At 68.3% G+C, this 26,940-nt stretch carries 23 protein-coding genes and 1 other RNA gene; 8 read left to right on the forward strand and 16 right to left on the reverse strand.

The annotated features are described in order from the left end of the window. Window positions 1-228: 228 nt before the first annotated feature. Window positions 229-654, reverse strand: an RNA gene (rnpB, locus tag U9983_RS01535) — RNase P RNA component class A. A 133-nt stretch (window positions 655-787) separates the two neighbouring features. Here rnpB and U9983_RS01540 point away from each other — a divergent pair. Next, window positions 788-1,237 carry a lipopolysaccharide assembly protein LapA domain-containing protein gene (locus tag U9983_RS01540; RefSeq protein WP_322752304.1) on the forward strand — a complete coding sequence of 150 codons (450 nt, stop codon included), beginning with the start codon at window positions 788-790 and terminating at the stop codon, window positions 1,235-1,237. A gap of 87 nt (window positions 1,238-1,324) precedes the next feature. Here the strand turns inward: U9983_RS01540 and U9983_RS01545 are convergent, their stop codons facing one another. The 3 genes from U9983_RS01545 to U9983_RS01555 all read right to left on the reverse strand — a co-directional run bounded on the left by U9983_RS01545 (window position 1,325) and on the right by U9983_RS01555 (window position 4,238). Further along, entirely contained in the window at window positions 1,325-2,467 is a 1,143-nt protein-coding gene (locus U9983_RS01545; protein ID WP_322752305.1) for a bifunctional RNase H/acid phosphatase, read from the reverse strand. Between the two features lie 22 nt (window positions 2,468-2,489). Then, complete coding sequence (locus tag U9983_RS01550; protein WP_322752306.1) at window positions 2,490-3,233, reverse strand: zinc ribbon domain-containing protein; 744 nt, start codon at window positions 3,231-3,233, stop codon at window positions 2,490-2,492. Between the two features lie 135 nt (window positions 3,234-3,368). Beyond that, complete coding sequence (locus U9983_RS01555) at window positions 3,369-4,238, reverse strand: Nif3-like dinuclear metal center hexameric protein (protein ID WP_416211244.1); 870 nt, start codon at window positions 4,236-4,238, stop codon at window positions 3,369-3,371. Between the two features lie 251 nt (window positions 4,239-4,489). Here U9983_RS01555 and U9983_RS01560 point away from each other — a divergent pair, with 251 nt between their 5' ends. Further along, window positions 4,490-4,768 (forward strand): hypothetical protein, encoded by a 279-nt coding sequence (locus tag U9983_RS01560; protein WP_322747485.1) that lies wholly within the window; start codon window positions 4,490-4,492, stop codon window positions 4,766-4,768. A 555-nt stretch (window positions 4,769-5,323) separates the two neighbouring features. Further along, window positions 5,324-7,429 carry a hypothetical protein gene (locus U9983_RS01565; protein WP_416211245.1) on the forward strand — a complete coding sequence of 702 codons (2,106 nt, stop codon included), beginning with the start codon at window positions 5,324-5,326 and terminating at the stop codon, window positions 7,427-7,429. 37 nt (window positions 7,430-7,466) lie between these two features. On the opposite strand, the gene U9983_RS01570 is transcribed toward U9983_RS01565, so the two are convergent. Next, window positions 7,467-7,973 (reverse strand): hypothetical protein, encoded by a 507-nt coding sequence (locus tag U9983_RS01570; protein ID WP_322752309.1) that lies wholly within the window; start codon window positions 7,971-7,973, stop codon window positions 7,467-7,469. A gap of 226 nt (window positions 7,974-8,199) precedes the next feature. Between U9983_RS01570 and U9983_RS01575 the strand changes: the two genes are divergently transcribed. After that, window positions 8,200-8,877 (forward strand): LON peptidase substrate-binding domain-containing protein, encoded by a 678-nt coding sequence (locus tag U9983_RS01575; protein WP_322752310.1) that lies wholly within the window; start codon window positions 8,200-8,202, stop codon window positions 8,875-8,877. Between the two features lie 31 nt (window positions 8,878-8,908). On the opposite strand, the gene U9983_RS01580 is transcribed toward U9983_RS01575, so the two are convergent. From U9983_RS01580 to lspA, 9 genes are all read right to left on the reverse strand, one after another. Then, the gene (locus tag U9983_RS01580) at window positions 8,909-9,604 is read right to left on the reverse strand and encodes a hypothetical protein (protein ID WP_322752311.1); all 696 of its coding nucleotides are present in this window, start codon (window positions 9,602-9,604) and stop codon (window positions 8,909-8,911) included. 21 nt (window positions 9,605-9,625) lie between these two features. Then, window positions 9,626-10,507, reverse strand: a complete 882-nt coding sequence (locus tag U9983_RS01585) for an ABC transporter permease (RefSeq protein ID WP_322752312.1) — start codon at window positions 10,505-10,507, stop codon at window positions 9,626-9,628. 162 nt (window positions 10,508-10,669) lie between these two features. Continuing rightward, the gene (locus tag U9983_RS01590) at window positions 10,670-11,632 is read right to left on the reverse strand and encodes an ABC transporter ATP-binding protein (RefSeq protein ID WP_322747491.1); all 963 of its coding nucleotides are present in this window, start codon (window positions 11,630-11,632) and stop codon (window positions 10,670-10,672) included. Between the two features lie 15 nt (window positions 11,633-11,647). Further along, window positions 11,648-12,358 carry a glycosyltransferase family 2 protein gene (locus U9983_RS01595; protein WP_416210257.1) on the reverse strand — a complete coding sequence of 237 codons (711 nt, stop codon included), beginning with the start codon at window positions 12,356-12,358 and terminating at the stop codon, window positions 11,648-11,650. Continuing rightward, on the reverse strand, window positions 12,358-13,536 hold the full coding sequence (locus tag U9983_RS01600) for an amidohydrolase family protein (protein WP_322752314.1): 1,179 nt from the start codon (window positions 13,534-13,536) through the stop codon (window positions 12,358-12,360). Before U9983_RS01600 ends, U9983_RS01595 begins: the two co-directional genes overlap by 1 nt. 82 nt (window positions 13,537-13,618) lie before the next feature. Further along, window positions 13,619-14,263: a DUF6308 family protein gene (locus U9983_RS01605; protein ID WP_322752315.1), complete on the reverse strand. Its 645-nt coding sequence runs from the start codon at window positions 14,261-14,263 to the stop codon at window positions 13,619-13,621. A 300-nt stretch (window positions 14,264-14,563) separates the two neighbouring features. Further along, complete coding sequence (locus tag U9983_RS01610; protein ID WP_322752316.1) at window positions 14,564-16,015, reverse strand: DUF2252 domain-containing protein; 1,452 nt, start codon at window positions 16,013-16,015, stop codon at window positions 14,564-14,566. A 134-nt stretch (window positions 16,016-16,149) separates the two neighbouring features. Continuing rightward, complete coding sequence (locus U9983_RS01615; protein ID WP_322752317.1) at window positions 16,150-17,085, reverse strand: RluA family pseudouridine synthase; 936 nt, start codon at window positions 17,083-17,085, stop codon at window positions 16,150-16,152. 79 nt (window positions 17,086-17,164) lie between these two features. Continuing rightward, on the reverse strand, window positions 17,165-17,752 hold the full coding sequence (gene lspA / locus U9983_RS01620) for a signal peptidase II (protein WP_322752318.1): 588 nt from the start codon (window positions 17,750-17,752) through the stop codon (window positions 17,165-17,167). Window positions 17,753-17,957: 205 nt separating this feature from the next. Between lspA and U9983_RS01625 the strand changes: the two genes are divergently transcribed. Both U9983_RS01625 and U9983_RS01630 read left to right on the forward strand, forming a co-directional pair. Next, entirely contained in the window at window positions 17,958-19,199 is a 1,242-nt protein-coding gene (locus U9983_RS01625) for a TIR-like protein FxsC (RefSeq protein WP_322752351.1), read from the forward strand. Then, window positions 19,196-20,731 (forward strand): KGGVGR-motif variant AAA ATPase, encoded by a 1,536-nt coding sequence (locus U9983_RS01630; protein WP_322752319.1) that lies wholly within the window; start codon window positions 19,196-19,198, stop codon window positions 20,729-20,731. The genes U9983_RS01625 and U9983_RS01630 overlap by 4 nt, the downstream gene beginning before the upstream one ends. Window positions 20,732-20,986: 255 nt before the next feature. Here U9983_RS01630 and U9983_RS01635 read toward each other — a convergent pair whose 3' ends face one another. Next, window positions 20,987-21,568 carry a Fic/DOC family protein gene (locus tag U9983_RS01635; protein ID WP_322752320.1) on the reverse strand — a complete coding sequence of 194 codons (582 nt, stop codon included), beginning with the start codon at window positions 21,566-21,568 and terminating at the stop codon, window positions 20,987-20,989. Further along, window positions 21,555-22,208, reverse strand: coding sequence for a Panacea domain-containing protein (locus U9983_RS01640; protein WP_322752321.1), 654 nt, complete (start codon window positions 22,206-22,208; stop codon window positions 21,555-21,557). Before U9983_RS01640 ends, U9983_RS01635 begins: the two co-directional genes overlap by 14 nt. A gap of 308 nt (window positions 22,209-22,516) precedes the next feature. Here U9983_RS01640 and U9983_RS01645 point away from each other — a divergent pair, with 308 nt between their 5' ends. Together U9983_RS01645 and ileS are read left to right on the forward strand one after the other, a co-directional pair. Further along, window positions 22,517-23,272 carry a hypothetical protein gene (locus U9983_RS01645; RefSeq protein ID WP_322752322.1) on the forward strand — a complete coding sequence of 252 codons (756 nt, stop codon included), beginning with the start codon at window positions 22,517-22,519 and terminating at the stop codon, window positions 23,270-23,272. A gap of 352 nt (window positions 23,273-23,624) precedes the next feature. Beyond that, window positions 23,625-26,870, forward strand: coding sequence for an isoleucine--tRNA ligase (gene ileS / locus U9983_RS01650; protein ID WP_322752323.1), 3,246 nt, complete (start codon window positions 23,625-23,627; stop codon window positions 26,868-26,870). Window positions 26,871-26,940: the final 70 nt, after the last annotated feature.

Consider the following 26,940-nt stretch of genomic DNA (forward strand, 5'->3'; position numbering starts at 1 on the left):
GGCACGCGCTGACCACGGCACCCCCCGCTCTCAACGATGTGAATCTGATGCTTCTATCGCAGCATCAGATTCACATCCTTCAGCCTCGTGAACCGATGCGTTCTGGTCTGATCCACCAGTTCGCGCTCGATGTTGAACATGACCAGCGCGCACGGCACGGTCACGACAGGCCACGAACGACCAGATGCCCAGGTCAGCGGCATGATCCGGGCATCGGCGCAGGTACGACGGATGAGTCGGCCGGTACGCCGGGTTCTGTAGGCCGGGCGCCTTGCGGCCCCCGACCGGCGGTCATCTATCTCGGGCTGGCGTTGCCGACAGCCTCCAGCGGTCCACCCGCAGGCTCGGGCGGGCAGCCCTCGAACGCCTGCGCAGTTCCCGGGCCTCACGGCCCCGGAACCTTTCGACCTTGCTCCGGGTGGGGTTTACCTAGCCGCCCGGGTCACCCCGGGCGCTGGTGCGCTCTTACCGCACCGTTTCACCCTTACCGGCATCCGAGGACACCGGCGGTCTGTTTTCTGTGGCACTGTCCCGCGGGTCACCCCGGGTGGGTGTTACCCACCACCCCGCCCTGTGGAGCCCGGACGTTCCTCGGCGGCTCCACCGCAGCGGAACCGACCGCAGCGGAACCGACGCGACCGCCTGGCCGACTCATCCGTGATCCTGAGCATATGACACCGCGACCGGGTCCGGCCTGGCGTGACAACCACGTATTGGGATACTGCGTGTCGAAGACAGCGCAGACCGACTGTCAGGTCGCTCATGACACAAGGGACGGGGATCGGCCTTGACGACGCCCGGAGATCAATCCGCCAGGAAAATCGACTACACCCGGCCGGCTGTGCCACCGGCTGGGAGCGCTCCTGCGCCGCAGCCCAGCGGACCGGGTCCGGCCGCACCAGGCACAGCTGGACCCGGCGCGGCCAGACCCGGCACCGTTGGGCCCGGCGGGACGGGCCCCGCACCCGAGTCGGCCGCGCAGCGCCGAGGCGTCGGTTACACCACCTACGCGGTCACCGTTGTGGTCCTGCTGATCGCCATCGCTGTGATCATGTTCGTGCTGAAGAACAACGCCCGGGTCAACATCTGGCTGTTCGGTTCGTTCCACAACATGTCGGTCGCGGGCGCGCTCGCGGCGTCAGCGACGGCCGGCCTCGTCATCGGCCTCCTGATCGGGCTGATCACCCAGATCAAGGTCCGCAAGGAGGTGCGTCAGTACCGCCGCGGCAACCGCTGACCGCCCCACCCGCCAACCCGCTCACCCCAACCCGTCACCAGCCGCGCCTTTCTGGCGTTCGTCACCGGCGTTCGTCACCGGCGTTCGTCACTGGCCTTCCTCGACCAGGTGGGCGGCGTGGATCCCGTCGTTGAAGCCGCGCAGCACCGCCGGACCGTCCGAATACCAGTCGATCGTCGACATCGACACCAGATCGAGGTGCAGCCGGTAGAGCACCGCGGGTGAGGCGTCGAGCGCCAGCTGCGTCAGGGCCTTGATCGGCGTCACGTGCGAGACGACGAGGATCCGTGCGCCCGGATGCGCGGCAAGAAAGCGGTCCCGGGCGGCGGTGACCCGCCCGACCGTGTCCAGGATGCTCTCGCCACCGGGCGGCGGCACCGACGGATCAGCCAGCCAGGCGTTGAGCTCCTCCGGGAAACGCTGGCGGACCTCGCCGAAGGTCAGTCCCTCCCAGGTGCCGAAGTCGGTCTCCCGCACGTCGTCGTCGACGACGTAGTCCCGGCCGAGGGCGTCCGCGGTCTGGCGGGCTCGCTTGAGCGGCGAGCAGTACACCGCCTCGAACTCGACCTCACGCAGCCGTACCGCCACCGCGTCGGCCTGTGCATAGCCGACGTCGGTCAGACCTGCGTCCACCGTGCCGCTGAAGCGCTTCTCCACCGACATCGGGGTCTGCCCGTGGCGCAACAACACGGTGGTCGTGGGTGGCGCCGGCGGAGCCATCCAGCCGGACAGCCGGTTCGTGGTCGGCGCCCGGTGCGGTGTGGGCTCGGGCGACTGGGGTTCCGGCGGCTCCCAGGTGCGTCCCTGGGCAGCCGCGTCCATGGCCTCGTTCGCCAGCCGGTCGGCATGGCCGTTGCGCTCCCGCGGAATCCAGCCGTAGCGGACCTGCGGGAAACCGAACGCGACGTCCGCGGCTTCCATCGCCAGCGGGCGCATCGCCGGATGCTTGATCTTCCAGCGTCCGCTCATCTGCTCGACGACCAGCTTCGAGTCCATCCGGACCTCGACGACGGCGTTCGGGTCGATGTCGGCCGCCGCGCGCAGACCCGCGATCAGCCCCTGGTACTCAGCGACGTTGTTGGTCGCCCGACCGATCGCCCCGGCCCGCTCGGCCAGCACGTCCCCTGTTTCGGCGTCCCGCACGAGCGCTCCGTACCCGGCCGGGCCCGGATTGCCCCGTGATCCGCCGTCGGCTTCGACGACAAGCCGGCGCGACGGACGGTCATTCATGATCTTCTCCCATCACCGGTGCTCACAGGCCCGATTCGGCGGTCCGGACGAGGATGCGCCGGCATTCCTCACAGCGCACCACCTCGTCCGGGGCGGCCGCCGCGACGTCACGCACATCGGCGCCGGACAGTTCCAGGTGACATCCTTCACACCGCCGCCGGACGAGCCTGGCCGCGCCGACACCGGCGGAGGAGGAACGCAGCCGTTCGTAAAGGGCTACCAGATCGGCGGGAAGGGTCGGGATGGTGGCCTCGCGTTCACCGCGACGAGCGCCCGCTTCATCGTCGATCTCCGCGAGCGCGGTGTCCCGCCTGCCGCCGGCTACCGCCAGTTCGGCCTCAAGGCGTTCCTGATCGGCCCGGATCGCCCCCGCGCGCGTCTGGAGCCCCTCGATGACCTCCATCAGCGCCAGCGTCTCGTCCTCAAGTGTGTTCTGCCGGCGAGCGAGCGAGGCGATCTCCGCCTGAAGATTTTCCAGTTCGCGGGAACTGGTGATCTGCCCGGAGTCGAGACGTTTCTGGTCCCGGGCCGCCCGCGCCCGCACCAGGTCGACCTCGTCGTCCAGCTTCTGCTGCGAACGGCCTCGGTCCCGCAGCTCCGTCGAGACCCGAACCAGGTCGTCATTGAGCGCGGCGAGCTGCGCACTCAGCTTGTCGATCTCGGCAAGCTCAGGCAGGTTCCGCCGCCGCGCGGCGAGCCGGTCAAGGCTCGAGTCGATCGCCTGCACGGACAGCAGGCGAAGCTGGGTCGCTGGGTCGGCCTTCATGTGCTCCTCCCTGTGCTTACAAAACCGTACTGTGCGTACAAAACCGCTCTTACAAAACTGCTCTCACCGAACGCGCTGTCGTGCGTGCCACGCTCACCGTGCCCAGAGCGCCCGAGGATAGGACTGTCCGGCTCGCTACGCCTGGCCGGCGGCTGGCCCCGATGAGGTCGCATGCCACCGCCACGGGTCGGTGACCAGACTGGAAACCGTTGTGTTCACCGTACGACCTCGCCCGGCCAGGCCTGCGCCCAGCCGCGCGGAGGCGACCTGCAACCACGGCCATTCGCTCGCCCAGTGCGCCACGTCCACCAGGGCGACGTCGTGCGCGCTGACGGCGTCCAGGACGTGGTGGTGACGCCCATCGGCGGTTACCAGCACATCGGCTCCGGCGCGCGCAGCGGCGCCCACCAGCTCGCCGCCAGAACCGCCGCAGACCGCGATCCGGCGCACCGGGCGTTGCGGCGCACCGGTGGTACGTACCCCGCCCGCCGTGGCGGGCAGCGCGGCCGCCACCCGCGCGCAGAACGCGCCGAGTGGTTCAGATTCGGCCAGGTTGCCGACGCGGCCCAGTCCGCCGTTACCAGGCTCGGCCCCGGCCGGCTGCGGGCCGGGCGGCTGCGGGCCAGCCGGCTCGGTGAGTGGCCCGACGTCGCGCAGCCCGAGGACCCCCGCGAGCGCGTCACTCACACCGGGGCAGGCCACATCGGCGTTGGTGTGCGCGCTGAACAGCGCCACGCCCCCACGGATGAGGGTTGCCACGACCCGGCCACCCGCGTCGGTCTCCGCGACACCGTGAACACTGCGGAGAAACAACGGATGATGGGTGACCAGAAGCTGCGCACCGCAACCAACGGCTTCCCGTGCGACGTCGAGTGTTGGGTCAACGGCGAACAGTGCATGGTGAACCGGCATCTGCGGGTCTCCGACCGCGAGCCCCACAGCATCCCACGCCTGCGCCCAGGACGGAGGATAGCTGCGGTCGAGCTCGGCAATACAGTCAGCCACGGTGCAATATGCTGCGGTCACCGCCCGGACACTACCCAACCGTGATCGGTACGGCTGGTCCGACCTCTCGGTTGCGAGGCCGCATACGGCTACGGAACGCCGCGACGTACCGTGATCTGTGCGGCAGATGGACCGGGACCGCACATGCACGCTGATCGAGGCATGATCACGGTCGAAGGAGGCGCGAATATGGCATTATTTTGCGCCTGTGCGGGCCCGCAGGAGACCTAACCGGAGATGGGGATTGCGACATGGTGGATGTGTCCGTACGGTTCCAGATCGCCGGCGACGCCGAGGTTGTGCTGAACCTGCCCACGACACAGGCGGTGCGGCTGGTGGAAGCCATCATGCACAACGTGGCCGAGGCGATGGCGGCGCAGGCACGTGGGGGCCAGCAGAGCCCACCGGGTTCGCAGGTTCAACAGGGCCAGCACCTCCAGCCCTCCCTGCAGGGGAGCATCGGTTGGGGTGACACCCAGCTCCGGGGCGAACCGCCGCCCTCGGGTCCGACCCGACGCCCGATGGGCTGATCCGAACCTCGATGGGCTGACCCGGACAGAAGATTCAAAACAGGCTCTCGGAGCCGGCCGATCGGGCCGAAAACGGTAGAAGCGGGCCCGCTGGATCATGGCGGGCCCGCCGCAGCGGGAGCTGGCATCCGCTCCCACCTCTTCCGGGTGCACACGGTGGTCCGGCGCGTACACGGCTGGCGACACCGCTGGCCGTGGCCCCTGACCGACCGTCCGGGTTCACGCCCGCCGCCCAGCGGTGTGCGTGAACGCCGACGTGCACCTGGATACTGACGCGCGCTGGGTACTGCCCTGCGCCTGGTTACCGCCGGTTACCCGGGGCACCGCCTGGTACCCGAGGGGGGTACCGCCGCGTCCTGGCGCAGCGCCGGCCTGGCATCCGAGTGCAGCGCCGGCCCGGCCTCCACGTGCAGAGCCGGCCCGGCATCCGGGTGCACAGTTTTCCCAAACGCAACACAACTCTAGATCAACCCGGTACAACTCCGCACAGCTGCCCAGCAGAAGGGACACAGATCACCCATGGCGGGGGACATACCAGCCAACGAGCAAATCATCATGATGAATGCCGACGCGCCGGCAGATACCGCTACCGCTACCGTTGACGCAACAGATCCCGCCGGACGGCTCTCGGCCGCCCAGGAGGCCATGCGGATATTCCACCGCTACGGCCGGGTCAACATCGTCAGCGCGGCCGATGCGATCTCCTCCCTGCGAGCGGACGTGGGTGCCACCGCGGCTGCCCAGGTGCCCGCCACGATCCCACTCGACCCGGCTGAGCTGGACCGGATCGAACGCCTCGGCCTGGCGGCCTTCCAGTTACGGGCCAGCGCCGACTACCAGCAGGCCAAGCAGGACCGGGTCAGAGCTGACGAGCCCTGGGACATGGACGGGTCCTGTACCGACATCCCACCGCCGCGAGGCTCGTCCAGGCTCGATCCCGGCCCCGTCAACGACGCCCCGGCCGAGCACGACTCCCCCGGCACACCCGGCACACCCGCAGCGGGCACCGTACGGTCGCTGACCGCCAACGCCACCGGCGACCGGATAGGCGAGCCGATCGGGCATCCGGTCGACGTCAGGACCACCAGCAGCTTCATGGAAGGCAGCGTCGCGGTCGGCCTGGTCATCGTCGAAGGGCCGACGGTCGATCTCCAGTTCACCGCCGCGGAACGCACCAAGGTCGTCGCGGAGGTCCAGAACGGGCTGTCCTGGTACGCAACCACCAATCCGGCGGCAGATCTTACGTTCAGCTACGACATCCGGATCGTTCGGATCTCGACACCCCCGGATCCCGCCGCAGCCGATCTGGAGGCGCTCTGGCGGGATCCGGCCATGCGCCAGCTCGGCTACACGCCGAACTTCGACGGCGTCTACGACTTCGTCGACGACCTGCGCGACTTTCATGTGACGCGGTGGTCCTACTGCGCGTTCATGACCAAGTACCCGCTGTCATACTTCGCGTACAGTTCGGTCGGCGGGCCCCGGCTCGTCCTGTCCTACGACAACGACGGTTGGGGTCCGGACAACCTCGACCGCGTCTTCGCCCACGAGACCGGGCACATCTTCGGCTGCCCCGACGAGTACGCCGCCAGTGGCTGTAACTGCGGTGGCGCCTGGGGACGGTTCGGGACTCCCAACGGCAACTGTGACGGCTGCGCACCGGACAGCGTCACCTGCCTGATGCGGTCCAACAGCTTCGAGATGTGCCGATACACCCCGAGCCACATCGGCTGGGGTGCAGGCGTGGCCGGCAATCCGGTCCTGGTACAGAGCAACTACGGTCAGGCCGGCAACTTCGAGCTGGTCGTACCGTCCTCGTTCGCCGGCGTGACCCACCTGTGGCGGGACAACGACGCCCCGGGCCTGCCGTGGCGGGAGCCGTTCCAGATCGCACAGGCAAGCGGCCCGATCGACGCCCTCTCCATGATCCAGAGTCGGCTGGCGACCCCCGGAGCGCTCGAGGCGATCGCCCGGATCGGGCAGTCGCTGGTGTCCTTCTGGCGCGACGGCGGATCGTCGCTGCGCTGGCACGAGCCCGCCCACCTGATGGACGGCGTGGCCGGGACACCGTCGCTGATCCACAGTCGGCTGGGACGACTGGGCACGTTCGAACTACTCGTCCCGGCTCGCGACGTCGGCCTGCTGTATCTCTCCCGCGACAACGATGTCGCCGGTTACCCGTGGAGTCGGCCGGTTCTCGCGGCGGCGAACCTCGGCCGGGTCGACGCGGTCAGCCTCATCCAGGGAAATTTCGGCGCCGGCAATCTGGAGGCTGTCGCACTGGCCGGCGGCCGTCTGGTGCACCTCTACCGTGGCGAGGACGGGCTGTGGCGGACCTCGGTGGTGTTCGCCGAAGGCGTGGTCGGTAATCCCGTACTGGTCCAGAGCCAGTTCGGCCGACTGGGCAACTTCGAGGTCGTCGCGCCGTCCGCCGCCGGTGGTCTGATCCACTTCTGGCGGAACAACGACGCATACGGGTTTCCGTGGAGCCCGCCGAGACCCTTCGGCACCGAACTCGGACACGTCGACGCGGTGACAATGATCCAGAGTTCGTTCGACCGGCATCTGGAGGTTGTCGCGAGGGTCGGCGACCGGCTGTACGCGATGGCGCGTATGTCGTCGGGAACATTTGACTGGCTGCCATCCAGTCGGATCCTGTGACGACCCACACCGGGTGGCCGTGACACGGTTCACCGGTTCACCCGGTGTCGGATGGCGGGCCGCCCACCCTGCCCGCAGGGTCCGGTGGCAACCGGCCGGGGGTGTCCCAGGGCAGCCCCTCCCCCGACCGGTGCTTGCCCGCCACACGGGCGAGCCAGGCATCGACGAAGAGGTTCTCCGTCGCGGTCAGGGTCTCGCGCAGGCCCGCCGGCACGGTATGGGTGAACACGCCCACGACACCGGGCAGGCGGGCCAACGCGTCAGTACCATCGGGCGGGGCGACGACCAGGGCAAGCCGTGGTGGCAGGATGGCGGTGACCCGCACCAGGCCGCGCAGCGCGTCGATCACCTGATGGCGGCCGTCCCCGTGGCGGCCGTCCCCGACGGCTGCCGGCTCCGCCCGCCGATCAGATGGGCCACTCCGATCAGCCGGCCCACCCCGATCACCGGCACAATCAGGATCATCGGAAGCACCGGCACCGCGCGACCGCACCGGGTCCGACGATGCACCGACGACCAGCAGCTCCGGCGTGGGTTCGACCACGGAAACGCCTCCCGCCGCGCCCCTCATCGGGGCAACAGTATGTCGCGTAACAGTAGCGTACGGCTGCCGGCGCACATCCGGCCCCAGCACCGCGACGCTGCGCGCACCATTGCCGGGCGCTGCCAACCGAGCGTCCTGCCGGCGACGGGCCCATGATGGGTCCGGAGCCTGATCGCGTCCAGCGGCATCTCAGGAGGTTCCCCGACCTGAAACAGGTGTTTCCGTCATGACCGAACGGCTGGCCCTGTTCCCGTTGGGGACCGTGCTGCTCCCCGGCCTCCTGCTCCCACTGAAGATCTTCGAACACCGCTACCGGGTGCTTGTCGCCGAGCTGCTGGACCTTGCCGCAGGTGAGCCGCGCCGGTTCGGGGTCGTCGCCATCCGCCACGGCAGGGAGACCGGGACGGACGACCTCCCGACCTTCCACGAGATCGGCTGCACGGCGAACATCCGCCGGATCGACCGGCATACCGACGGACGCTTCTCGATCATCGCATCGGGCGGGGCGAAGTTCCGGGTACTGGCGGTGGACCGGACCAGCCGTCCCTACCTCACCGGCGACGTGGAGTATCTCAGCGACGGGATCGGGGACGCCCAGGATGCGGCCGCGCAGGTCCCCGTCGTGACGAAGCTGCTCCACGACTACGCCGCCCGGCTCTCGAGCTCCCAGGCCGCCGAGCTCCGACTTCCCGATCTTCCCGATGACCCCCGGATGTTGTCCTACATCGTTGCCGCCTCCGTGGTGACCCAGACAGCCGAACGCCAGGCGCTGCTCGCCGCACCCGATGCCGCGGCCCGGCTGCGGGCCGAACGGATGATCCTCCGCAGGGAGCTCGGGCTCCTCGAACGGTTCAGCGCCATCGGGTCCGACGAGCACATCCGGGTCACCCCCAGCCTGAACTGACTCTCCGGCGGCCCCGCCCGCGCCCGGCTGCTCAGGCTGCCGGGTCGGCCGGGTCGGTCGGGACAGTCGGGCTGGTCGGGACGGCCGGGTCGGTCAGGGGCCGGCGGGGCATCCGAAAGGTCGAAAACCAGGTCAGTACCGCGAGCACGAACAACGACACGGCGGGCAGGACGACCAGGAAACCGGACGACCGAAGCCGGAAGTCGACGAGCTGGACGGCAAGGTCGCGGGCCCCGTCCGGAAGCTGTGAAGTGACCCGCGACGACCGCAACTCGTGGCCGATCCAGCTGGCCAACAGGGACCCGGTGAGCCCGCCCAGCGCAAGCCCCACCGGTAGCGGCCAGCCGCCGCTGCGTCCCCGCCAGAACGCGAGCGCTCCCGCAACCAGACCGCCGATCCCGCAGATCATGGCAAAGTACACGTCGACGCCGGCCTGGGCGTCGAAAGCGAGCTCACTTCCGGCCAGCGCCGCCCTGACGTCCAGGCGCGGGGCCGCCGCGGCCCACAGGAGTCCGAGCGGCAGACCGGCCGCGGCCATGGCGACCGCACCCACGACACCGGCGACGATCTCGCTCCGGCCGACCGCCCAGAAGCGGTCGCCACGATCCGCGGCCACCAACGGGTCATCCAAGGCGCCGACGAACCCCCCGGGACCGCGCAGTCCCGGCACCTGGGGTGAGCCCCGCATTCCTGCGTCGTGCGAGTCCGGCAACGGCTTGGTCACCATTCATTCATCTCTGGCATGCGTCTACCGCCGGGCATTGCCGGCACGCCGTAGCGCCATACTGGCCGCGGTGAGCATGATGACCGCGACCACCGCGCACACCAGCAGGTCGACGGCGGCCGCGGCCCAGTCGATGGATGGCCGGAACGCGGCGGCCAGCACGTCCACCGCGTACGTGCTGGGCACCAGGTCCCGCAGCAGCTTGACCCCGGCAGGCAGCCGGTCGGCCGGGATGATGCCCACGAACAACACGACGCTCATGCCGACCTGTCCGACGACGGTGGCCAGTTCCTGGCGTGGAGCCAGCAGGCCGATCGCCGCTCCGATGCCGGCCAGCGACGCACCCGCCAGTGCGACCACCGGTAGGAGCAGCCACAGACCCGACAGCGGAAGGCCGTAGAGCAGGGCGCCCACCACCGCCGTGATGACCGTCCCCGGCACCGCGAACGAGGCATAGGAGGCGGCGGTGCCCAGTACCACGGCGCTGCCGGGAATCGGCAAGGTCAGATAGTAGTCGAGCGCCCCGGCCGCGCGTAGCGCTCCAAAGCGCTGCGCCAGCAGGTTGAGGGCGATGAAGGCCACCACCAACACGGTTGAACCCGCCACCACCTGCTCGCTGGTCGTCTCGTTTCCGGTGTCGACCACCCCCCGGAGCAGCAGCATGATCCCGAGCGACTGAAAGGCCGCGACGAACAACAGCGGCACCCGTGCCACCCGAGCGCGGGAGAGCTGACCGACGTAAACGGCCCGCAGAGCCGCACCGAACCGGGTGTTGGGCGGCAACGCCACGTCGCCACCCACGATCGTGGCGACGCTCACGGTCCCAGCGTCCTGAGCGGCACCGTCCTGGCCCACGGATGGCTGACCGGTGGACTGGGACGTCGCGTTGTAGGCGGCGGCGGTCATGAGGCGGTCTCCGAAGCGAGCATCGTAGGGAGCGCCAGCGACCGAGGAGCGGAGCGGCGGAGCCCGCCGGGATACGCGGTCATGAGGCGGTCTCCGAAGCGAGCATCGTAGGGAGCGCCAGCGACCGAGGAGCGGAGCGGCGGAGCCCGCCGGGATACGCGGTCATGAGCGCTCCAGGGTGCGGGATGCTCCGCCGAGGGCGAGGTAGACATCCTCAAGGGATGGCGTGGCCAGGGTGAAGTCGTCGAGGGCGGCAAAGGCCGGGCCGGTCGTGAGTCGCGCGAGCGCCTCACGCGCGTCGACCGCGGCCATCCGCGTGGTCCACCGACGGCCGGTGATCTCGGCCTGCTGAGCGAGGCGCGCGATGATCGGATCGTCGCCGGGCGGCTCGAACCGCCAGACCAGGTCCAGCCGGACGTCATCACTCACCGACGCCTTGAGCCGCCCGGGGGTGTCGCAGGCGATCACCCGACCGGCCTCGAGGACGGCGACGCGGTCCAGGACGGACTCCGCTTCCAGGACGTTGTGCGTGACCAACACCACGGTGACGCCCGCGGTGTCCCGGCGCCGTTGCAGCGCCGACCACACCGCCCGCCGAGCCGTGGGGTCAAGCCCGGTCGTGGGCTCGTCCAGGACGAGCACCTCGCGGTGGCCGACCAGGGCGCAGGCAACCGAGGCCAGCCTGCGCTGGCCACCGGACAGGTGCCGCAACGGTCGACCCGCGATCGGCGCGAGCCCGAGTTCGTCGATGACGGCTGTCCGTGCCGCACGGGCTGCGGGACGGCCCAGCCCGCGCAGACGGGCGGTCGTCTCCACAGCGACGCTCACCGGGAGGTCCGCCAGGGCCGTGTCGCCCTGACCGAGGTAGGCCGCCAGCCGGGGCGGGATGTCCGGCCGGGAGACGACGTCCCATCCGAACATCTCGATCGACCCGGCATCCGGCCGGATGAGCCCCATGAGCTGGCGCACCAGCGTGGTCTTTCCGGCCCCGTTCGGCCCGAGCACTCCGAACACCTCGCCACGTTCGATGTCGAGGTCGAGGTCACATGTGGCGAGGACAGCATGCTCACCGACGCCGTGCCGGCGGGTGAGCCCACGCACGGCGTAGCTCAGCACGCTGCCCATTGTCGCATTCGCCTGTCAGCGGACCCGCGCCCGGCCACGGACCCGGATCGAGCCCAGTATCCACAGCGCCTCGACCCCGTCCTTCCAGGTCAGCTTCTTGCCTTCCGCCCGGGTGCGGGCCTGGTAGCTGATCGGGACCTCGAACGGTCGGATACCGAGGGCAAGCAGCTTGGCGGTCACCTCGGCCTCCATCCCGAAGCCGACCCGGGCGACGTCCAGCTCCCGGTACAGACTGGTCGGCATCAGCTTGAAGCAGGTCTCCAGGTCCGAGATGTAGCTGTCGAACAGGATGTTCGCCGCAAGCGTAACCGCCTTGTTACCCATCACATACCAGAACGAGTACGCGGTGTTACTGCTGAACGTCCTCGAGCCGTAGACGACCCGGGCCTGGTCGGTGATTACCGGTTCGAGCAGCGCCGGGATCTCCTCAGGCGCATACTCAAGATCCGCGTCGCAGATGACCAGGTATTCACCGGTCGCGAGCTGGCTCGCAGTGCGGACCGCCGCGCCCTTGCCACGGTTCACGGACTGGTGGGCGACAACGACCCGGGGATCATCGACGGAGTCGAGGATCGCCCGCGTCCCGTCCGTGCTGCCGTCGTTGACCACCACGAGCTCGACCTCGCAGGGATAGGTGACGTCCAGCACCCGCTTGACCGCGGACGCGAGCGTGGCCTGCTCGTTGAACACCGGCATCAGGACGGAAAGCTTCACATTCGTGAACATTACGCCGTGATGATTCGCTGGCCGTTGACCACCACGCTCGGATGACGCCAGGCCGCGGGTTCGACCAGCGGGTCGGCGGGCAGGCCGACCACGGCCGCATACCCACCGACCTCGATACGCCCTGACGGCCGCTGGCCGTCAAACCCAGCTGCCCGGGCCGCGCCGGAGGTCGACGCACGCAACGCGCCGAGGCGCCCCAGCCCGGCATAGGCAAGCCGGTCGAGCTCCCGCGGGTCAACCCCGGGCGGACGGTTACCCGCACCGCCCGCATCAGTGCCGTAGATCAGGGGCACTCCGGCGCGATGGAGCAGCGCGGCATTGCGCCCGGGTGCGGGGCCTGCCCCGGCATGGCACTGCAGGGTCGACACGACCGGCACGCCGGCGGCGGCGATCCGGTCGACGGTCTCGGGCGGCAACGGTTCCAGCGGAACGTGGGCAAGCTCATCCACGCCCGCCCGCAGCGCCAGCTCCACCGCCGAGACGGTCAACGCGTGCGCGGTCACCGGGAGCCCGGCCGCATGCGCGGCCTTCACCACGACCTCGAGCTCGCTGTAGTGCAAGGGCGATCGTCGCGACGGTGCGCTGCCCTCGCCACCCCCGAGACACACCTTGATGAGATCGACACCATCCGCCGCAAGACTCGTGACGGCCCGCCGGGCGAGCGCGGGGCTGTCGACGACTGCCAGCCCGTCCCCGTGCGGATCAGGATGCGGTGGTGGGTCCGGGGCACCCACCACCCGGGGACCCGCCCCGACCACGACGATCGGCGCTGCGACACGCCAGTGGGCCAGTCTCTCGACCGGGGAACCGAGGTCGCGGACAGCGACGAGTCCAGCACGAAGCTCATCGTGTCCAGATGTGGCGGTCGCCGCAAGATGAACATGGGCGTCGGTGACGCCCGGTCCGATCCAGGCGCAGTCGATCACCCGCAGGCCGTCCGGCAGCACCACCGAGTCCTGCGGCCCGACGGCGGCCAGCCGGCCGTCCATGCCGACCACGACGACTCCCTCGAAGGGGAGGTCGGCGATGCCGTTCCAGACCCGACCGCGCAGTGCGACACCGCGCCCGATCTCCTCGCGGACGCGCGCCCTACCCATGGCAACCCTGCGCGCCACCCGCAGCGGCAGGACGACGACAGAGGGCAGGCAGCCCGAAGGTGCCCTGTTGCGCCTCACCACGACCGCCTCACCACCATGACTCCACTATGACTTCACTATGACTTCACTATGAGTGCGCTATGAGTGCCGCCGGCAGCAGCGGTCAGACCGCGCTGCTCATCCACACGACGATGTCGAGGATGCGCAACGGCGTCAGGGGCGGTCCGCTGTCGGGGACCAGCGCGGACAACCGACGGAACTCCTCAGCATTCTCCCGCAGGTCGTACTGCATCGCCCTGACCAGCAGCTGCATGTACTCACGCCAGGATCGGCCGTCACGGGGCGCCGGTGGGATGCACCGCTCGTGCTGGTAGAAGACCCTGACTTTCGAGTCGAACAGCGGGACCAGTCCGGGCCGCTTGCGGTGCAGGACCTTCGCGATCAGCGAGCCCTTGACGTCACGGTCGGACACGTCGGGATCGTCGAGCGGGTCGTACAGGGCCGCCACAAGATCGAGTGTGACCTCGTCGGCCTCGATCAATTCGATCCCTGGCGGAAGCTTGTCCAGTGCGCGTTGCAGTAACGGCGTCAGCGCGGTCAGTGTGTGCATCCGGTCGAGGTCCACCTGGACGCCGAGCAGACAGGGGGCGAGCAGGTCCCCCGTGCACAGCAGGTCGGGGTCGCCGTTGGTGGCGAGCCCATCGTAGTACGGGTAGGCATAACGCAGGCCCCGCTTGCGCGGACCGAGGTATTCCTCAAGCAGGCTCTCCGCGTCGAAGACCTCCCGGGTGCCCATCGCCAACTTCACCGCAGGGGCTCCTCAAGTCGTCTCGTGTCGTCGTTGGTGACGGCCGGTGGCAGTCGCCGGGCACCACAACCTTCATATCGCCCGACGCCTGCCGTATCGTCCGTCCCGCGACCATCCTCCTCTGTGACTGTCACGACATGGAAGCGGCCTACCCCGACTCATGCCGGCGGCGGCGTGCTCATGATCCTCAGCGCGCCGCCGCCAGCCTGCCCATCCGGACGATCTTTCGAGGTTTGTGCGATCAAAAACGTCGATTCGATCAAACAAAGCTCGAAAAATCATCTTCGAGCGGACGAGCGGTCAGTCGATGGACTCCGCGGTGACCCGACCGGACTTCACCGCTTCGACGAGCGCGGCATGGTCACGTTCGTTCTGGTCGGCGTACGCCTCGGCGAAGTCTGCGAGCGCCCGGTCGAAGACGTCGGTGCGGCCGAGGTAGGAGGCGATGGCGATCCGGTCCCCCGACCGGGCGTGGGCGCGGGCCAGCGTCGCCCCGCACAGTTCCGCGAACGACCGCATGCCGTCCGGCGACATCTCGTCGACCGACACGACGCCCTTCCAGTCATACAGCTGACGGACGTAGAAGTACCGTGTCTGGCCGTCGATCCCGGTCCCCTGGTGCCAACCGAGGAAGATATCGCTGGCCGCCTGCATGAGCCGTTGACCGGAGACGACGCGTTCCCCCTGGTTGGTGTACTCACTCGCCGGCAGGTAATCGGCGAGCACCGACGTGTCGGCTTCTTTCACCTGGAGGAACAGCGGGTCCTGGTCGTCCCGGCCGAGCATGAGGACAATCCAGCAACGGGTACCGACACTGCCGACCCCGACGACCTTCCGGGCGACGTCGACCAGCCGGTACTGGTCGAGCAGTGCGCGGCGGTCCGTCTGCAGTGAGTCCCGGTACTCCTCGATCACCCGGTTGAGCTGCTCGGCGAGGACATCGCCCTGCACGCCGGGGAGCAGCTCCATGATCGGAACGAGCAGCGGCGGGTCCGAGGCGATCCGGCGCTCGCCGTCGAGGACCACGGTGAGCTTGTTGAACGCCCGCAGGCTGTCGCGGGTACGGGCACTGCTCATCGTACGCTCGACCCGCCGGCGCCGGGATCTGGTAAGCCGGTCCCGAAATTCGGACTCGAGCTGTTCGACATCGATCCGCGCGTACCAGACCGCGAGGTTGGTCATCTCGGCGAACCGGCGCATCCACTCCCGGTAGAAACGCACCATGGTCGTGACCACCGACCGCCTTTCGGCAGCGGTGAAACCGTTCTGCCGGCCCGCGATGACAAAGCTGGCCGCCAGCCGTTTGACGTCCCACTCCCATGGGCCGGGCAGAGTTTCGTCGAAGTCGTTGATATCGAACGTCAGGCGCCGCTCGGGTGATGCGAGCAGACGGAAGTTCACCAGGTGGGCGTCACCGCACAGCTGTGCGGTGATCCCGGTCCGTGGTGTCCTGGAAAGGTCACCAGCCATGATCGCCGCTGCGCCCCGGAAGAACCGGAACGGCGACTCCATCATCCGCCCGTACCGGATCGGCACCAGTTCGGGCACTCGGGTGGCAGACTGCTTCTCGATCACATCCACCGGGTCGGGTCGCCGTGACGACGGGGAGAACTCGCCATGGCTGGAACGGGGAGCCGTGGCTCGCGCCGCCTTTCCACGCTCGGCCCGCTCGTCCGGGGTCACGACACGCCGGCCGAGATGCAGCGTGCGGTGACCGTTCGCGGATCTGACCGGTGCTGTCGTCGTGCTCATCACAGTCCTCCCACGGGGTTTCGGTCGCGGACGGGAACGTGCCCCCGCGCCCGCATGAGCAACCCATCGCGGCGGTGGACCTACGCCACGGGACGTGGACCTGCGCCGCCGGGCGCTCTAACCCTCGGAAGTGATCATGACTGCTGGCGGAGGAGGGACACCGCCTCCGCCAGATCGGCTGGATCGGGACTGGTGAACGTCATCCACCGACCGTCCGCGGGATGAGCGAAGGACAGCTGCGCGGCATGGAGCCATTGCCGGGTCAACCCGAGCCGGCCGGCGAGAACCGGGTCTGCGCCGTAGGCGAGATCACCGACGCAGGGATGCCGCAACGCCGACATGTGCACCCGGATCTGATGGGTCCGACCGGTCTCCAGCCGCACCGACAGCAGGGACGCGGCCCGGAACGCCTCTTCGGTGTCATAGTGGGTAACGCTAGGTTTACCATCCGCAACGACAGCGAACAGGCCTGGTTTGCGCGGGTGCCGGTCGATCGGTGCGTCGACCGTTCCCCTGGATGGATCCGGATGCCCCTGCACCAGCGCCCGGTAGATCTTTTCGACCTCCCGCTCCCGGAAGGCACGCTTCAACACGGTGTAGGCGTGCTCGCTCTTCGCGACCACCATGATTCCCGTTGTGCCGACATCCAGGCGGTGGACCACACCCTGACGCTCGGACGCGCCGCTGGTCGCAATGCGGTAGCCGGCCGCGGCGAGCCCACCGATCACGGTCGGTCCGCTGAAGCCGGGAGCGGGGTGAGCGGCGACGCCCACCGGCTTGCCCACGACCACGATGTCACCATCGTCGTGGATCACCTCCAGGCCGGGCACCGGGGTTGCCTCCATCTGGACCGGAGCCGGCGGCGCCGGCAGTTCGACGTCGAGCCACGCGCCGCCGGTCACCCGATCGGACCGGCCCCGCACCGTGCCGTTGACACTGGCGTAGCCGTCATCCACGAGCGCCGCGGCGGCTGTCCGGGACAACCCGAACATCCGGGCGATGGCGGCGTCCAGGCGCAGGCCGTCCAGCCCGTCGGGAACCGGCAGCGTGCGTCTGTCCCCTGCGCTCACCGCTGATCCCCCACTACTGGTCACCTTCACTGGGCACCCACTGCTGGTCACCGTCACCGGTCATGCTCACCGGTCATGCTCACCGGTCATGCTCACCGGCGTCCGTCGCGCGCTGCCCGTCCAGGCCGATACCGCGTGCTCCCAGGATGACCGCGAGGATTCCGCCGATCACGATCGCCGAGTCCGCGACGTTGAAAACCGGCCAGTGGTGCAGGTGGATCCAGTCGACGACATGCCCGCGCAACGGAGCGGGCGCGCGGAAGATCCGGTCCGTGAGGTTGCCGAGCGCACCACCGAGCAGCAGCCCGAGAACGATCGCCCACGGCGTGGACTTCAAGGTCCGGGCGGTCCGCGCGATGACCGCGACAACCGCGACGGCCACCAGGCTGAACAAGACCGTCGCGCCACCGGCGAGGCTGAAGGCGGCACCGGGATTGCGCGTGAGGCGGAGATCGAGCACGCCCGGCACCAGATCGATCGGCGCCCGGTCGGACAGGTGCGCCACCACAACGATCTTCGTGATCACATCGACGGTGACGACCGCGAAACCGGTGCCGAGCAGCGTGGCCACCGCTTTGCGCGACCGAACAGCAGCTAGTGGCGCCCCGGGCCGCCCACCCGCCGCCTCGGTAGTCCCATCCCCGTCCGTGGACGACGTCTCCTGCACCCGGCCCACTCTACGGCCACGGCAGACCGTCACCGTCCGTCACGGTCCTGCCTGATCCGCAGCTGATCCGCACCTGCCCCACCGATCCGCCGAAATCCGGCCCAGTATGCTGCCCGCAGCCGAATGCCTACGCAGGTGACGTGTACAGGCTACGGCCGGCGTCATCAACTCAGCGTAACGGTTTTAACGGAGCGTGTCTGTGAGCATGTTCTTCCTCAGCTACGCCCATACTGACGGCGTGGGGTGCTGGGTGCGCGACTTCTACCTCGATCTCTGTGACGAGCTCACCCGGAAAACGACCCTGGACCCCAGCGTCATCGGCTTTCAGGACGTGGACATGCGATCCGGTACCCGCTGGGCGGACACGATCGCCGACGAACTCGCCCACTGCCAGGCCTTCGTGCCGCTGTACTCGCCACGCTACTTCAACAGCGAGTTCTGCGGCCGGGAGTGGCAGGCGTTCTCCGACCGGCTGGACGCGGCGAAGGCCGTAAACGGCAAAACCCCACCGCTCATATTCCCACTTCTCTGGGAACCACCGAGCGTCCTGTGCTTACCCGAGGTCGCAGCGGCCGTTCAGTACAACGAGTTCAGCAAGTACGGCACCGAGTACACGGAGCTCGGTCTCATGAAAATCGTAAAGAACAAGAAAGACCCTTCCCTGGCGCTCGGCTACGACCAGATCCTGAGCGCAATCGTCCTGGAGATAAAAAAGAACACAGACGAGTACACGCTGGCCCCGGCAGCCTCGCCACCAGAACTGGAGACAACGAGGAACGCCTTCGCGAAGATGCCGGCTTCACCGAGCGCACCGGGTGGTACAGCGGATTCCGACAACACGACCGGACCTCACCATGTACATTTCGTCGTCGCATCGGGAACCGCCACCGAACTGGCCCGGAAATCCGACCCCGACCCCTACTATGGAACCCGTCCGACGGACTGGTCGCCCTTTCTTCCGCACGACGCCGAACCACTGGTCCGCCTCGCTGCCGCCGTTGCAATCGATCAGAAGATGACACCCTACCCGGAAAAACTGGACGGTCATCTCCTTGAACGCCTTGATGACGCGGACCGGGAGAATGAACTGGTGGTGTTGCTGGTGGACCCGCGTGTCACGGATCTACCGGACCGCGCGGGAGCCCTTCGCACCTATGACAACCGTTTCGACCCCAACAGCGCGGTCATGATTACCTGGAACGTTACCGACACGCAGTCGGCCGTCGGCGTCCCCGAACCGAAAACGGTCTTTCCCAAGAAGACCAGAAGACCGGACCAGAGCTTCCACGCCAGGATACACAGTCCGGAGGAGTTTCGCCGCATTCTGGTAGAGGTCCTCGTCTACCTGCAGAAGCTGCTGTTGGGTGAGGCCGATTCTCGCCGAACGGCGGCGACCGATCAATACGTCCCACGACCACAGCTCAACGGCTCTATGGTGGGCTCATGACCGCCGATCGCCAGCCAGGTGTGATCATCACATTCTACTCGTACAAGGGTGGGTCCGGTCGGACGATGGCCCTGGCGAACATCGCCTGGATCCTTGCAAGCAACGGCTGCAGGGTGCTTGTCGTGGACTGGGATCTTGAGGCCCCCGGCCTGCACCGGTACTTCCATCCATTCCTCGTCGACCCCGAGCTGGCTGGTTCGACGGGTGTGATGGACATGGTCTGGGACTATGCGCTGGCCACCCTTGACACGCAGGGCGACCCGTCGCCCGGCTGGCACGAGCCCTACGCCGATGTGCTCAACCATACCGTTTCGCTGCGATGGGACTTCGAACGCGGCGGTGTCCTCTCGCTCCTGTCGGCGGGACGCCAGGACGACGCGTACGGCGCCAAGGTCAATTCCTTCGACTGGGCCGACTTCTACGACAAGCGCGGCGGCGGCGCATTTGTTGAGGCAATGAAGCAGAACATGGCCGCCCAGTTCGACTATGTCCTCATCGACAGTCGGACCGGTCTCAGCGACACCGCCGGCATCTGCACGGTCCAACTACCCGACATTCTTGTCGCCTGCTTCACCTTCAGCACACAGAGTATCGTTGGAACTGCGGCGGTGGCGGAGTCCGTAAGAAGGCAGCGTGGCGAGCGAGACATTACAATCTGGCCGGTCCCGATGCGCGTCGAAGACAGTGAAAGAGTGAAGCTGGAGGCGAGTCGGGACCTGGCAAGAATCCGCCTTGATTACCTCTTGAAGGGCCTTGACGGAAACGCACGTGACCAATACTGGGGAGAAGTCGAGGTACCGTATACGCCTTTCTACGCGTATGAGGAGTGGCTCGCCACGATCGGCGACCGCCCCAACAGCAGCGGAACAATTCTTGCAGCCAGCGAGCAGCTCACCGGCTATCTTACCAAGCAAAAAATCACTCGACAGGTCCCACTGGATGAGACCGAGCGCCGCAAGCTCCTTCTGCAGTTCGAACGTAAGATTCGGACGAGACCGGAAGAGTTCACGGAAGACTTTTTCATAAGCTATGCGGCAAATGACAGCGACTGGGCGGAATGGGTGGCCTTCCAACTCGAGGCCGCAGGTTACCGGGTCCGGGTTCAAGCGTGGGACGCCGTTCCCGGAAGTAACTGGGTGCTGGACCTCGAACACGCGTTGAGCTCCTCACGCCACATCTTGGCCATCGTCTCCCGGGCATTCCTCAGATCCCAGTTCGAGCGAGATGAATGGCAGGCTGCCTGGCGCTCCGATCCAAGCGGGGCCACACGTCGAATCATCCCGGTCCGGGTGGAGGACATACCCCTTCCCGGCCTGCTGAGCGCGATTGTCGGATTTGACCTGTGGGGACTTGACGACGCCACCGCCCGGGAAAAGCTTCTGGCCAACATCGGCGCAGCGGACATAGGGCGGGCGAAGCCCGCTGTATCTCCTTCCTTCCCCTCTCCCAGTCGGAGAAAGTCGGGCTCCGAACCCTCCGGACGAGGCCGTCAGATGCCGGCGCCCTTCCCCAGTGGACCGCGGGAGGAGTAGCGGCGGTCGGGTCACGACAGGCATGACCGACCGGACCGGCCATCCCCGTCCCGGGCGGGCCACCCACCTGGAAGCGGCGGGTACTAAGAGCGACCGACAATAGGGGGATCTTGGTAACTGGACTCCCATATCACCGCTGACCTGCGGCGATACGCTTCTTCTAGTCCAGTAGCCGATTTTTCCATTAGTACGGTGTTCATTCAGGGGCTGGCATGAGGTGAATTGATGCAGTCCACTGAGTATGGAAAACAGCTTTCATCCGAGCGGTTCGAGGATCCGGCCGATCAGGATTTCCAGGGCCGCGTCGTCACCTACCAGGCTCCGGGCCGAGGCGCGGTCGTTCTCGTCCCGGCTCACCTGGTCCCAGCGCAGACGCCACCCGGCCGCGGCTGCGAGTTGACGGAAGAAGGCACGCTGCGCACGGCCGTTGCCCTCCCGGAAAGGGTGCAGCGCATTCACCTCGCCGAGATATCTCGCAACGCACTCGACCATCCGGCCGTGCGATAAGCCGACAAGATATGCGTCCGCGGCCAGTCTGGCGAAGACGTCGTCCGCAGCGTCCGCGACGAACCGCCAGTGCGCAAAGAGAACGGGCCGTCCGATATCGACCACGCGAATCTCTCCGGCCCACGGATAGACGTCGCTGAACAGGACGCGGTGGAACTGCCGAAGATGGTCGAAATCGTAAAGCCCCGGCAATATTGCACGACGCAGCTCCACATCACGTATGGCGACGATTTCCGCTTCGACCGCGGCAAGTTCGTCCGCGTCCCGGATATCGAGAAGATTACGCAGGCAGGGAGAACCGGGCCAGCAGTACGGGTCAGCGTCGTCCACGGCGCGACGCAATCAGCGCCGCCACCGCATCATCGGCCGACCGCCGGCCGTTGGCCACCTCGACCAGTTCAGCCAGCACATCCCCAGGGAGTTCCACACCCTCCAGCCGGGTGCTGGCCACGACGTCGACCACCGCGTCCGCCACGGTCATGTGATGGCGTCCGTAGTACTCCCGCATCAACTCGGGGCAAATCGATCGGCTGGAACGCGCCGACTCGTCCAACCCGGCGCGGGTCTGACGCCAGGGGAGGTCGGCGTGCGTCAGCTCGGACAGTTCACGAGCAGCGAAACCGCCGTACCGCTGCACCACCCAGGAAACCGTCTCCGCGGCCCGACCAATAACCCGACCTGCGCTGCCGGACGGCCAGGCACTCACCAGATACTGCCGACGATGCTGGTCATACAGATGACGCACGACCGGGCCCTGCCGCCACGCCTCGATACCATCCGGGAAAAGTGGGTGCCCGTAGCGGACCAGATGCCATGCCTGAGCGTAGTACACCAGCTTCTGGAGCTTCATCGGCGACATCGGCCCGGCCCGGCCCAGAAAATCGGCGGCAATGTCATCGACCCCGACATCACCGATTCCCTCAACACTGACGAGATGTGTGACAGTATTGACGGGAGGCGTGGCAGCCAACGCACACCTCCGTTGCATCCAGCCGGTGTTTTGTCGGACAGGGATCTTTCCGCATTATACCTGGTCCAGGACGACTGCGACAGATCCGTCGCAGTCACGTCCACCACGGACGGCAGGACCGCCGGCCTTGACGCCCACCGAAGCAGAGTTCCAACGAGCCCGTGGCCGGGTCCCGATGGCCTGGCCGCCGCGGCCAAGCGGCAGGTTACCCACGTCGGCGGACAGAACGGACCATAATCGTCACTACGATCGGGACGACGTGGTCGGGGACGATGGTGGGGGACGAGTGAGCAGCGAGTGAGCAGCGAGTGAGCACAGTGGCGAACGCCTTCGGTGCCCTGTGGGGCATCGCGCAGACAACGGCGGACCAGTGGTGGCGGCTGGCGTCCGGGCGGACCCTGCAGTGGATCGGGGTGGTTCTGGGCGTCTGCGTGGCGCTCAGCGTCGCTGGGCACGTGGACCGCTGGATCGAACGCGGACGATTCCACATCACGCTGCGACTGAACGGCTACCGCAGTCACGGCGAGTATGTGGGTGGTCCCGAGTGGCGGGCCAGGCGACGGCGGTGGCTCGCCGAAACCGGCAAGCGTCCCTGCCACATCTGCGGGAAGCCGTGGCGGGATGGACCAGCCGGCATCGGCTACCACGCGCACCACGTCGACTACTTCAGGGCCGGCTCGGGCCACGAGTCCAACCGTGATCTGGTCCCCATCTGCCACCACTGCCACACCCGCGTCCACAAGGTCGACCGCTACCGGGGACCACTGGGCACCCGCGCGCTGGGGGTGTCACTGCGTCGCTGTACCGGTCTGGTCCGCGCCGTCTACTGGCCGGTGCGGCTGCTGCGCGGCGACTCCGCGAGCACCTACCTGCCGGCGCCCCGCCGGTCGACGCGCCGCCCGTCACGCCGGCCGGTCCGCCAGCCGGCACGGCGCCAGGCGGTCCCCCACCCGCAGGCCCCCGGCCCGGGCGACGCCGACCACCACGACCACCACGACCACCACGACCACCACAGCGAGGAGCACACCGATCATCACCATCGGCCGACGAGTGCCGGCAGGTGACGGCGGGACCCGCAGCGTCCACTACGCTGGTTACAGCGGACGGCGACGACGGGACAAGTAGCGGCGGGCGCAGCCAGAGACGGCCGGTTACGGGCGTCGAGCGAACCGGGGACGGTGGAAGCCCGGCGGCCAGCGCGTCGTGAAGATCACCCCTGAGCTGCCGGAAGAACAGGGCGCCCCCGCCCCCAGTAGATCCGGTACCGCGCGCGACGAGTGGTCGTCCAGGCCGCCGCACACCGGCGTCCCGAACGGCAAGGAGGGTGGTACCGCGGTACCACCGCGCCCCGGCGACACGCCGGGTACCGCGGGGTGTCGTCCCTCCGTTGGAGCCTGATCCCGACGGAGACACACCATGCCTGCCCGCGAGACGCCTGATCACAAGACACCCGGGGACGCGCAGCCCGCCTTCCCACCGCTGCCGACCCAGGTCGACCTGCCCGCCCTCGAACGCGAGGTCCTCGGTCGCTGGACGGACCTGAAGGTCTTCCAGCGTTCGCTGGACGCGACCGCGGACGGGCCACAATGGATCTTCTACGAGGGTCCGCCGACCGCCAACGGCAAGCCCGGCACCCACCATGTCGAAGCCCGGGTCTTCAAGGACCTGTTCCCCCGGTACCGCACGATGCGGGGCTTCCACGTGCCGCGCCGCGCCGGCTGGGACTGCCACGGCCTGCCCGTGGAGCTCGCCGTGGAAAAGGAACTGGGTTTCACCAGCAAGAGTGACATCGAGGCCTTCGGTATCGCCGCGTTCAACGCCCGCTGCCGCGAGTCGGTGCTGCGCCATGTCGCGGACTTCTCCCGGATGACCGAGCGCATGGGCTACTGGTGTGATCTGGACAACGCCTACCGCACGATGGACACCCCCTACATCGAGAGCGTCTGGTGGTCCCTGCAGAAGATCTTCGACAAGGGGCTGCTCGTCGAGGACCATCGCGTCACCCCGTACTGCCCGCGGGACGAGACACCCCTGTCCGACCACGAGGTCTCCCAGGGCTACGCCGACGTGGTCGACCCCTCGGTCTACGTCCGCTTCCCGGTGACCGCCGGCCCGCTCGGCGAGGCGGGTGTCAGCCTGCTCGTCTGGACGACGACCCCGTGGACGTTGGTGTCCAACACCGCGGTCGCCGTGCATCCCGAGGTCACCTATGTGGTCGCCCGGACCGCGGCCGGCGGGCGTGCCGGCGAGCTGGTGCTGGTGGCCGAGCCGCTGCTCGGTGCCGCGGTCGGACCGGACGCCGAGGTCGTCCAGACCGTGCGGGGAGCCGATCTCGCCGGCGTGACCTACGCCCGGCCGTTCGAGCTGCTGCCGCCGGCGGATTTCGGCGCCACGGCCGCGGGCGCCACGCCCGCGCACTCGGTGGTACTCGCCGACTACGTCACCACCACCGACGGTACCGGCCTGGTCCACCAGGCCCCGGCCTTCGGCGCGGAGGACCTCGCGGTCGCCCGCGCCTACGGCCTGCCCGTGGTCAACCCGGTGGGTCGCGACGGCCGGTTCGTCGCCGGCACGCCGCTGGTAGGTGGGGTGTTCTTCAAGGACGCGGACGCGGCCCTTGTCGACGACCTGCGCGCGCGTGGGGTGCTGTGGCGGGCGCAGGACTACACCCACAGCTATCCACACTGCTGGCGCTGCCACACACCGTTGATCTACTACCCGCTGCCGTCCTGGTACATCCGGACGACCGCGATCGCCGACCGGCTGCTGGCCGAGAACGAGCGCACCGACTGGCACCCCGAAAGAATCAAGAACGGACGGTTCGGCGAGTGGCTGCGCGGCAACGTCGACTGGGCACTGTCACGCAACCGCTACTGGGGCACGCCACTGCCGATCTGGCGCTGCACAGCCGACCCTACCCACCTGACCTGCGTCGGATCGCTGCTGGAACTGTCGTCCCTGGCCGGGCGTGACCTGTCCGCGCTGGACCCGCACCGGCCGTTCGTCGACGACGTGACGATCGCCTGCCCGACCTGTTCGGCCGTGGCCAGGCGCGTCCCCGAGGTGATCGACGTCTGGTACGACAGCGGAGCGATGCCGTTCGCCCAATGGGGAGCGCCACACCGCAACGGCGAGCAGTTCGAGGGCCAGTACCCGGCGCAGTACATCTGCGAGGCCATCGACCAGACCCGCGGCTGGTTCTACACGCTGATGGCCGTCGGAACGCTGGTGTTCGACCGCTCCGCCTACGAGACCGTGCTGTGTCTGGGCCTGCTCCTGGACGCCGAGGGCCGCAAGATGAGCAAGCACATCGGTAACGTGCTGGACCCGTTCGAGCTGTTCGACCGGCACGGCGCGGACGCGGTGCGCTGGCTGATGCTCGCGGCCGGGTCACCCTGGTCGGACCGCCGGGTCGGCCACGAGGCCCTTGAGGACATCGTCCGCAAGGTGCTGCTGACCTACTGGAACACCGCGTCGTTCTTCGTCCTCTACGCCAATGCCGGCGGCTGGGCACCGGGGCGCGCTGCGGCGTCCGACCCGCGCACGCGGCCCGTGCTCGACCGCTGGGCGTACTCGGAACTACATGCGACCATCACGGAGGTCACCGAAGCCCTGGACGCCTTCGACTCGCTGCGGGCCGGCCGACGCCTGGCCCGGTTCATCGACGACCTGTCCAACTGGTACGTGCGGCGCTCCCGGCGACGCTTCTGGGACGCCGATCCGGACGCCATGGAGACCCTCTACGCCTGCCTGGACGGCGTGACCCGGCTGATGGCCCCGTTCACCCCGTTCCTGACCGACGCGTTGTGGTCGAAACTGGTGGTCGGCGTCCAACCGCAGGCCCCGGACTCGGTCCACCTGGCCGGCTGGCCGGCGGCGTCGGGTGATCTCGTGGACGCGCGGCTGGCGGCCCAGATGGACCTCGTCCGCCGGCTGGTCGAGCTCGGGCGGGCGGCCAGAGCGAGCAGCGGCGTGCGGACGCGCCAGCCGCTGGCCCGCGCGGTCGTGGCGGCGCCCGAGTTCGCCGGGCTCCCCGCGGACCTGCGCGCTCAGATTGCCGAGGAGCTCAACGTCACCACCGTCGAGGGCGCCACCGCCGACGTGGTCGACGTGACCGTGAAGCCGAACTTCCGGGCGCTGGGTCGCCGGTTCGGCAAGCGGACACCGCTGGTCGCGGCTGCGATCGCCACCGCCGGCCCACCCGTGGACGGCCGTCTCACGGTCGAGGTGGACGGTGAGCGGCTCGACCTCGCCGGCGATGATCTGATCATCACCGAGACGCCGCGGGAGGGATGGGCGGTGACCTCGGAGTCAGGCCTCTCCGTCGCCCTCGACCTGGAGATCACTCCCGCGCTGCAACGCGCCGGCATCGCCCGGGACGTGGTGCGAGTCCTCCAGGATGCCCGCAAGACCTCCGGCCTGGACATCACCGACCGCGTCGAGGTCCGGTGGTCGGCGGACAGGCCGGAAACAGAGCAGGCGCTGCGGGAACACGGCTCCATCGTGGCAGCCGAGATCCTCGCCGTGACCTTCACGCAGCACGCCGGGGCTCCGGCCACCCCGGGTACCGACACCGCAGAGCCGACTCCGGCCGGTGGGGACGGGCACACCGCGCCGGATCTCGGACTGACATTCTGGCTAAGTCTGGCTGAGCCCGGCTGATCAGGCCGGCTGACCGTCGACGGCGGGCGCTCCAGGCTCCCGCCGGTCAGGCGTTTCTAGAAGTGTCCTG

The organism is Protofrankia sp. Cas3 (assembly GCF_963555955.1).
Taxonomy (GTDB): Bacteria; Actinomycetota; Actinomycetes; order Frankiales; family Frankiaceae; genus Protofrankia.

What these genes read in the sequence shown, in the direction of transcription:
- U9983_RS01585 (WP_322752312.1), bottom strand. Translation starts at nt 10,507, where the DNA reads ATGACCGCCGCCGCCTACAACGCGACGTCCCAGTCCACCGGTCAGCCA.
- U9983_RS01595 (WP_416210257.1), bottom strand. Translation starts at nt 12,358, where the DNA reads ATGTTCACGAATGTGAAGCTTTCCGTCCTGATGCCGGTGTTCAACGAG.
- U9983_RS01610 (WP_322752316.1), bottom strand. Translation starts at nt 16,015, where the DNA reads ATGAGCACGACGACAGCACCGGTCAGATCCGCGAACGGTCACCGCACG.
- U9983_RS01590 (WP_322747491.1), bottom strand. Translation starts at nt 11,632, where the DNA reads ATGGGCAGCGTGCTGAGCTACGCCGTGCGTGGGCTCACCCGCCGGCAC.
- U9983_RS01630 (WP_322752319.1), top strand. Translation starts at nt 19,196, where the DNA reads ATGACCGCCGATCGCCAGCCAGGTGTGATCATCACATTCTACTCGTAC.
- U9983_RS01625 (WP_322752351.1), top strand. Translation starts at nt 17,958, where the DNA reads ATGTTCTTCCTCAGCTACGCCCATACTGACGGCGTGGGGTGCTGGGTG.
- U9983_RS01565 (WP_416211245.1), top strand. Translation starts at nt 5,324, where the DNA reads ATGATGAATGCCGACGCGCCGGCAGATACCGCTACCGCTACCGTTGAC.
- U9983_RS01545 (WP_322752305.1), bottom strand. Translation starts at nt 2,467, where the DNA reads ATGAATGACCGTCCGTCGCGCCGGCTTGTCGTCGAAGCCGACGGCGGA.
- U9983_RS01560 (WP_322747485.1), top strand. Translation starts at nt 4,490, where the DNA reads ATGGTGGATGTGTCCGTACGGTTCCAGATCGCCGGCGACGCCGAGGTT.
- ileS (WP_322752323.1), top strand. Translation starts at nt 23,625, where the DNA reads ATGCCTGCCCGCGAGACGCCTGATCACAAGACACCCGGGGACGCGCAG.
- U9983_RS01550 (WP_322752306.1), bottom strand. Translation starts at nt 3,233, where the DNA reads ATGAAGGCCGACCCAGCGACCCAGCTTCGCCTGCTGTCCGTGCAGGCG.
- U9983_RS01575 (WP_322752310.1), top strand. Translation starts at nt 8,200, where the DNA reads ATGACCGAACGGCTGGCCCTGTTCCCGTTGGGGACCGTGCTGCTCCCC.
- U9983_RS01580 (WP_322752311.1), bottom strand. Translation starts at nt 9,604, where the DNA reads ATGGTGACCAAGCCGTTGCCGGACTCGCACGACGCAGGAATGCGGGGC.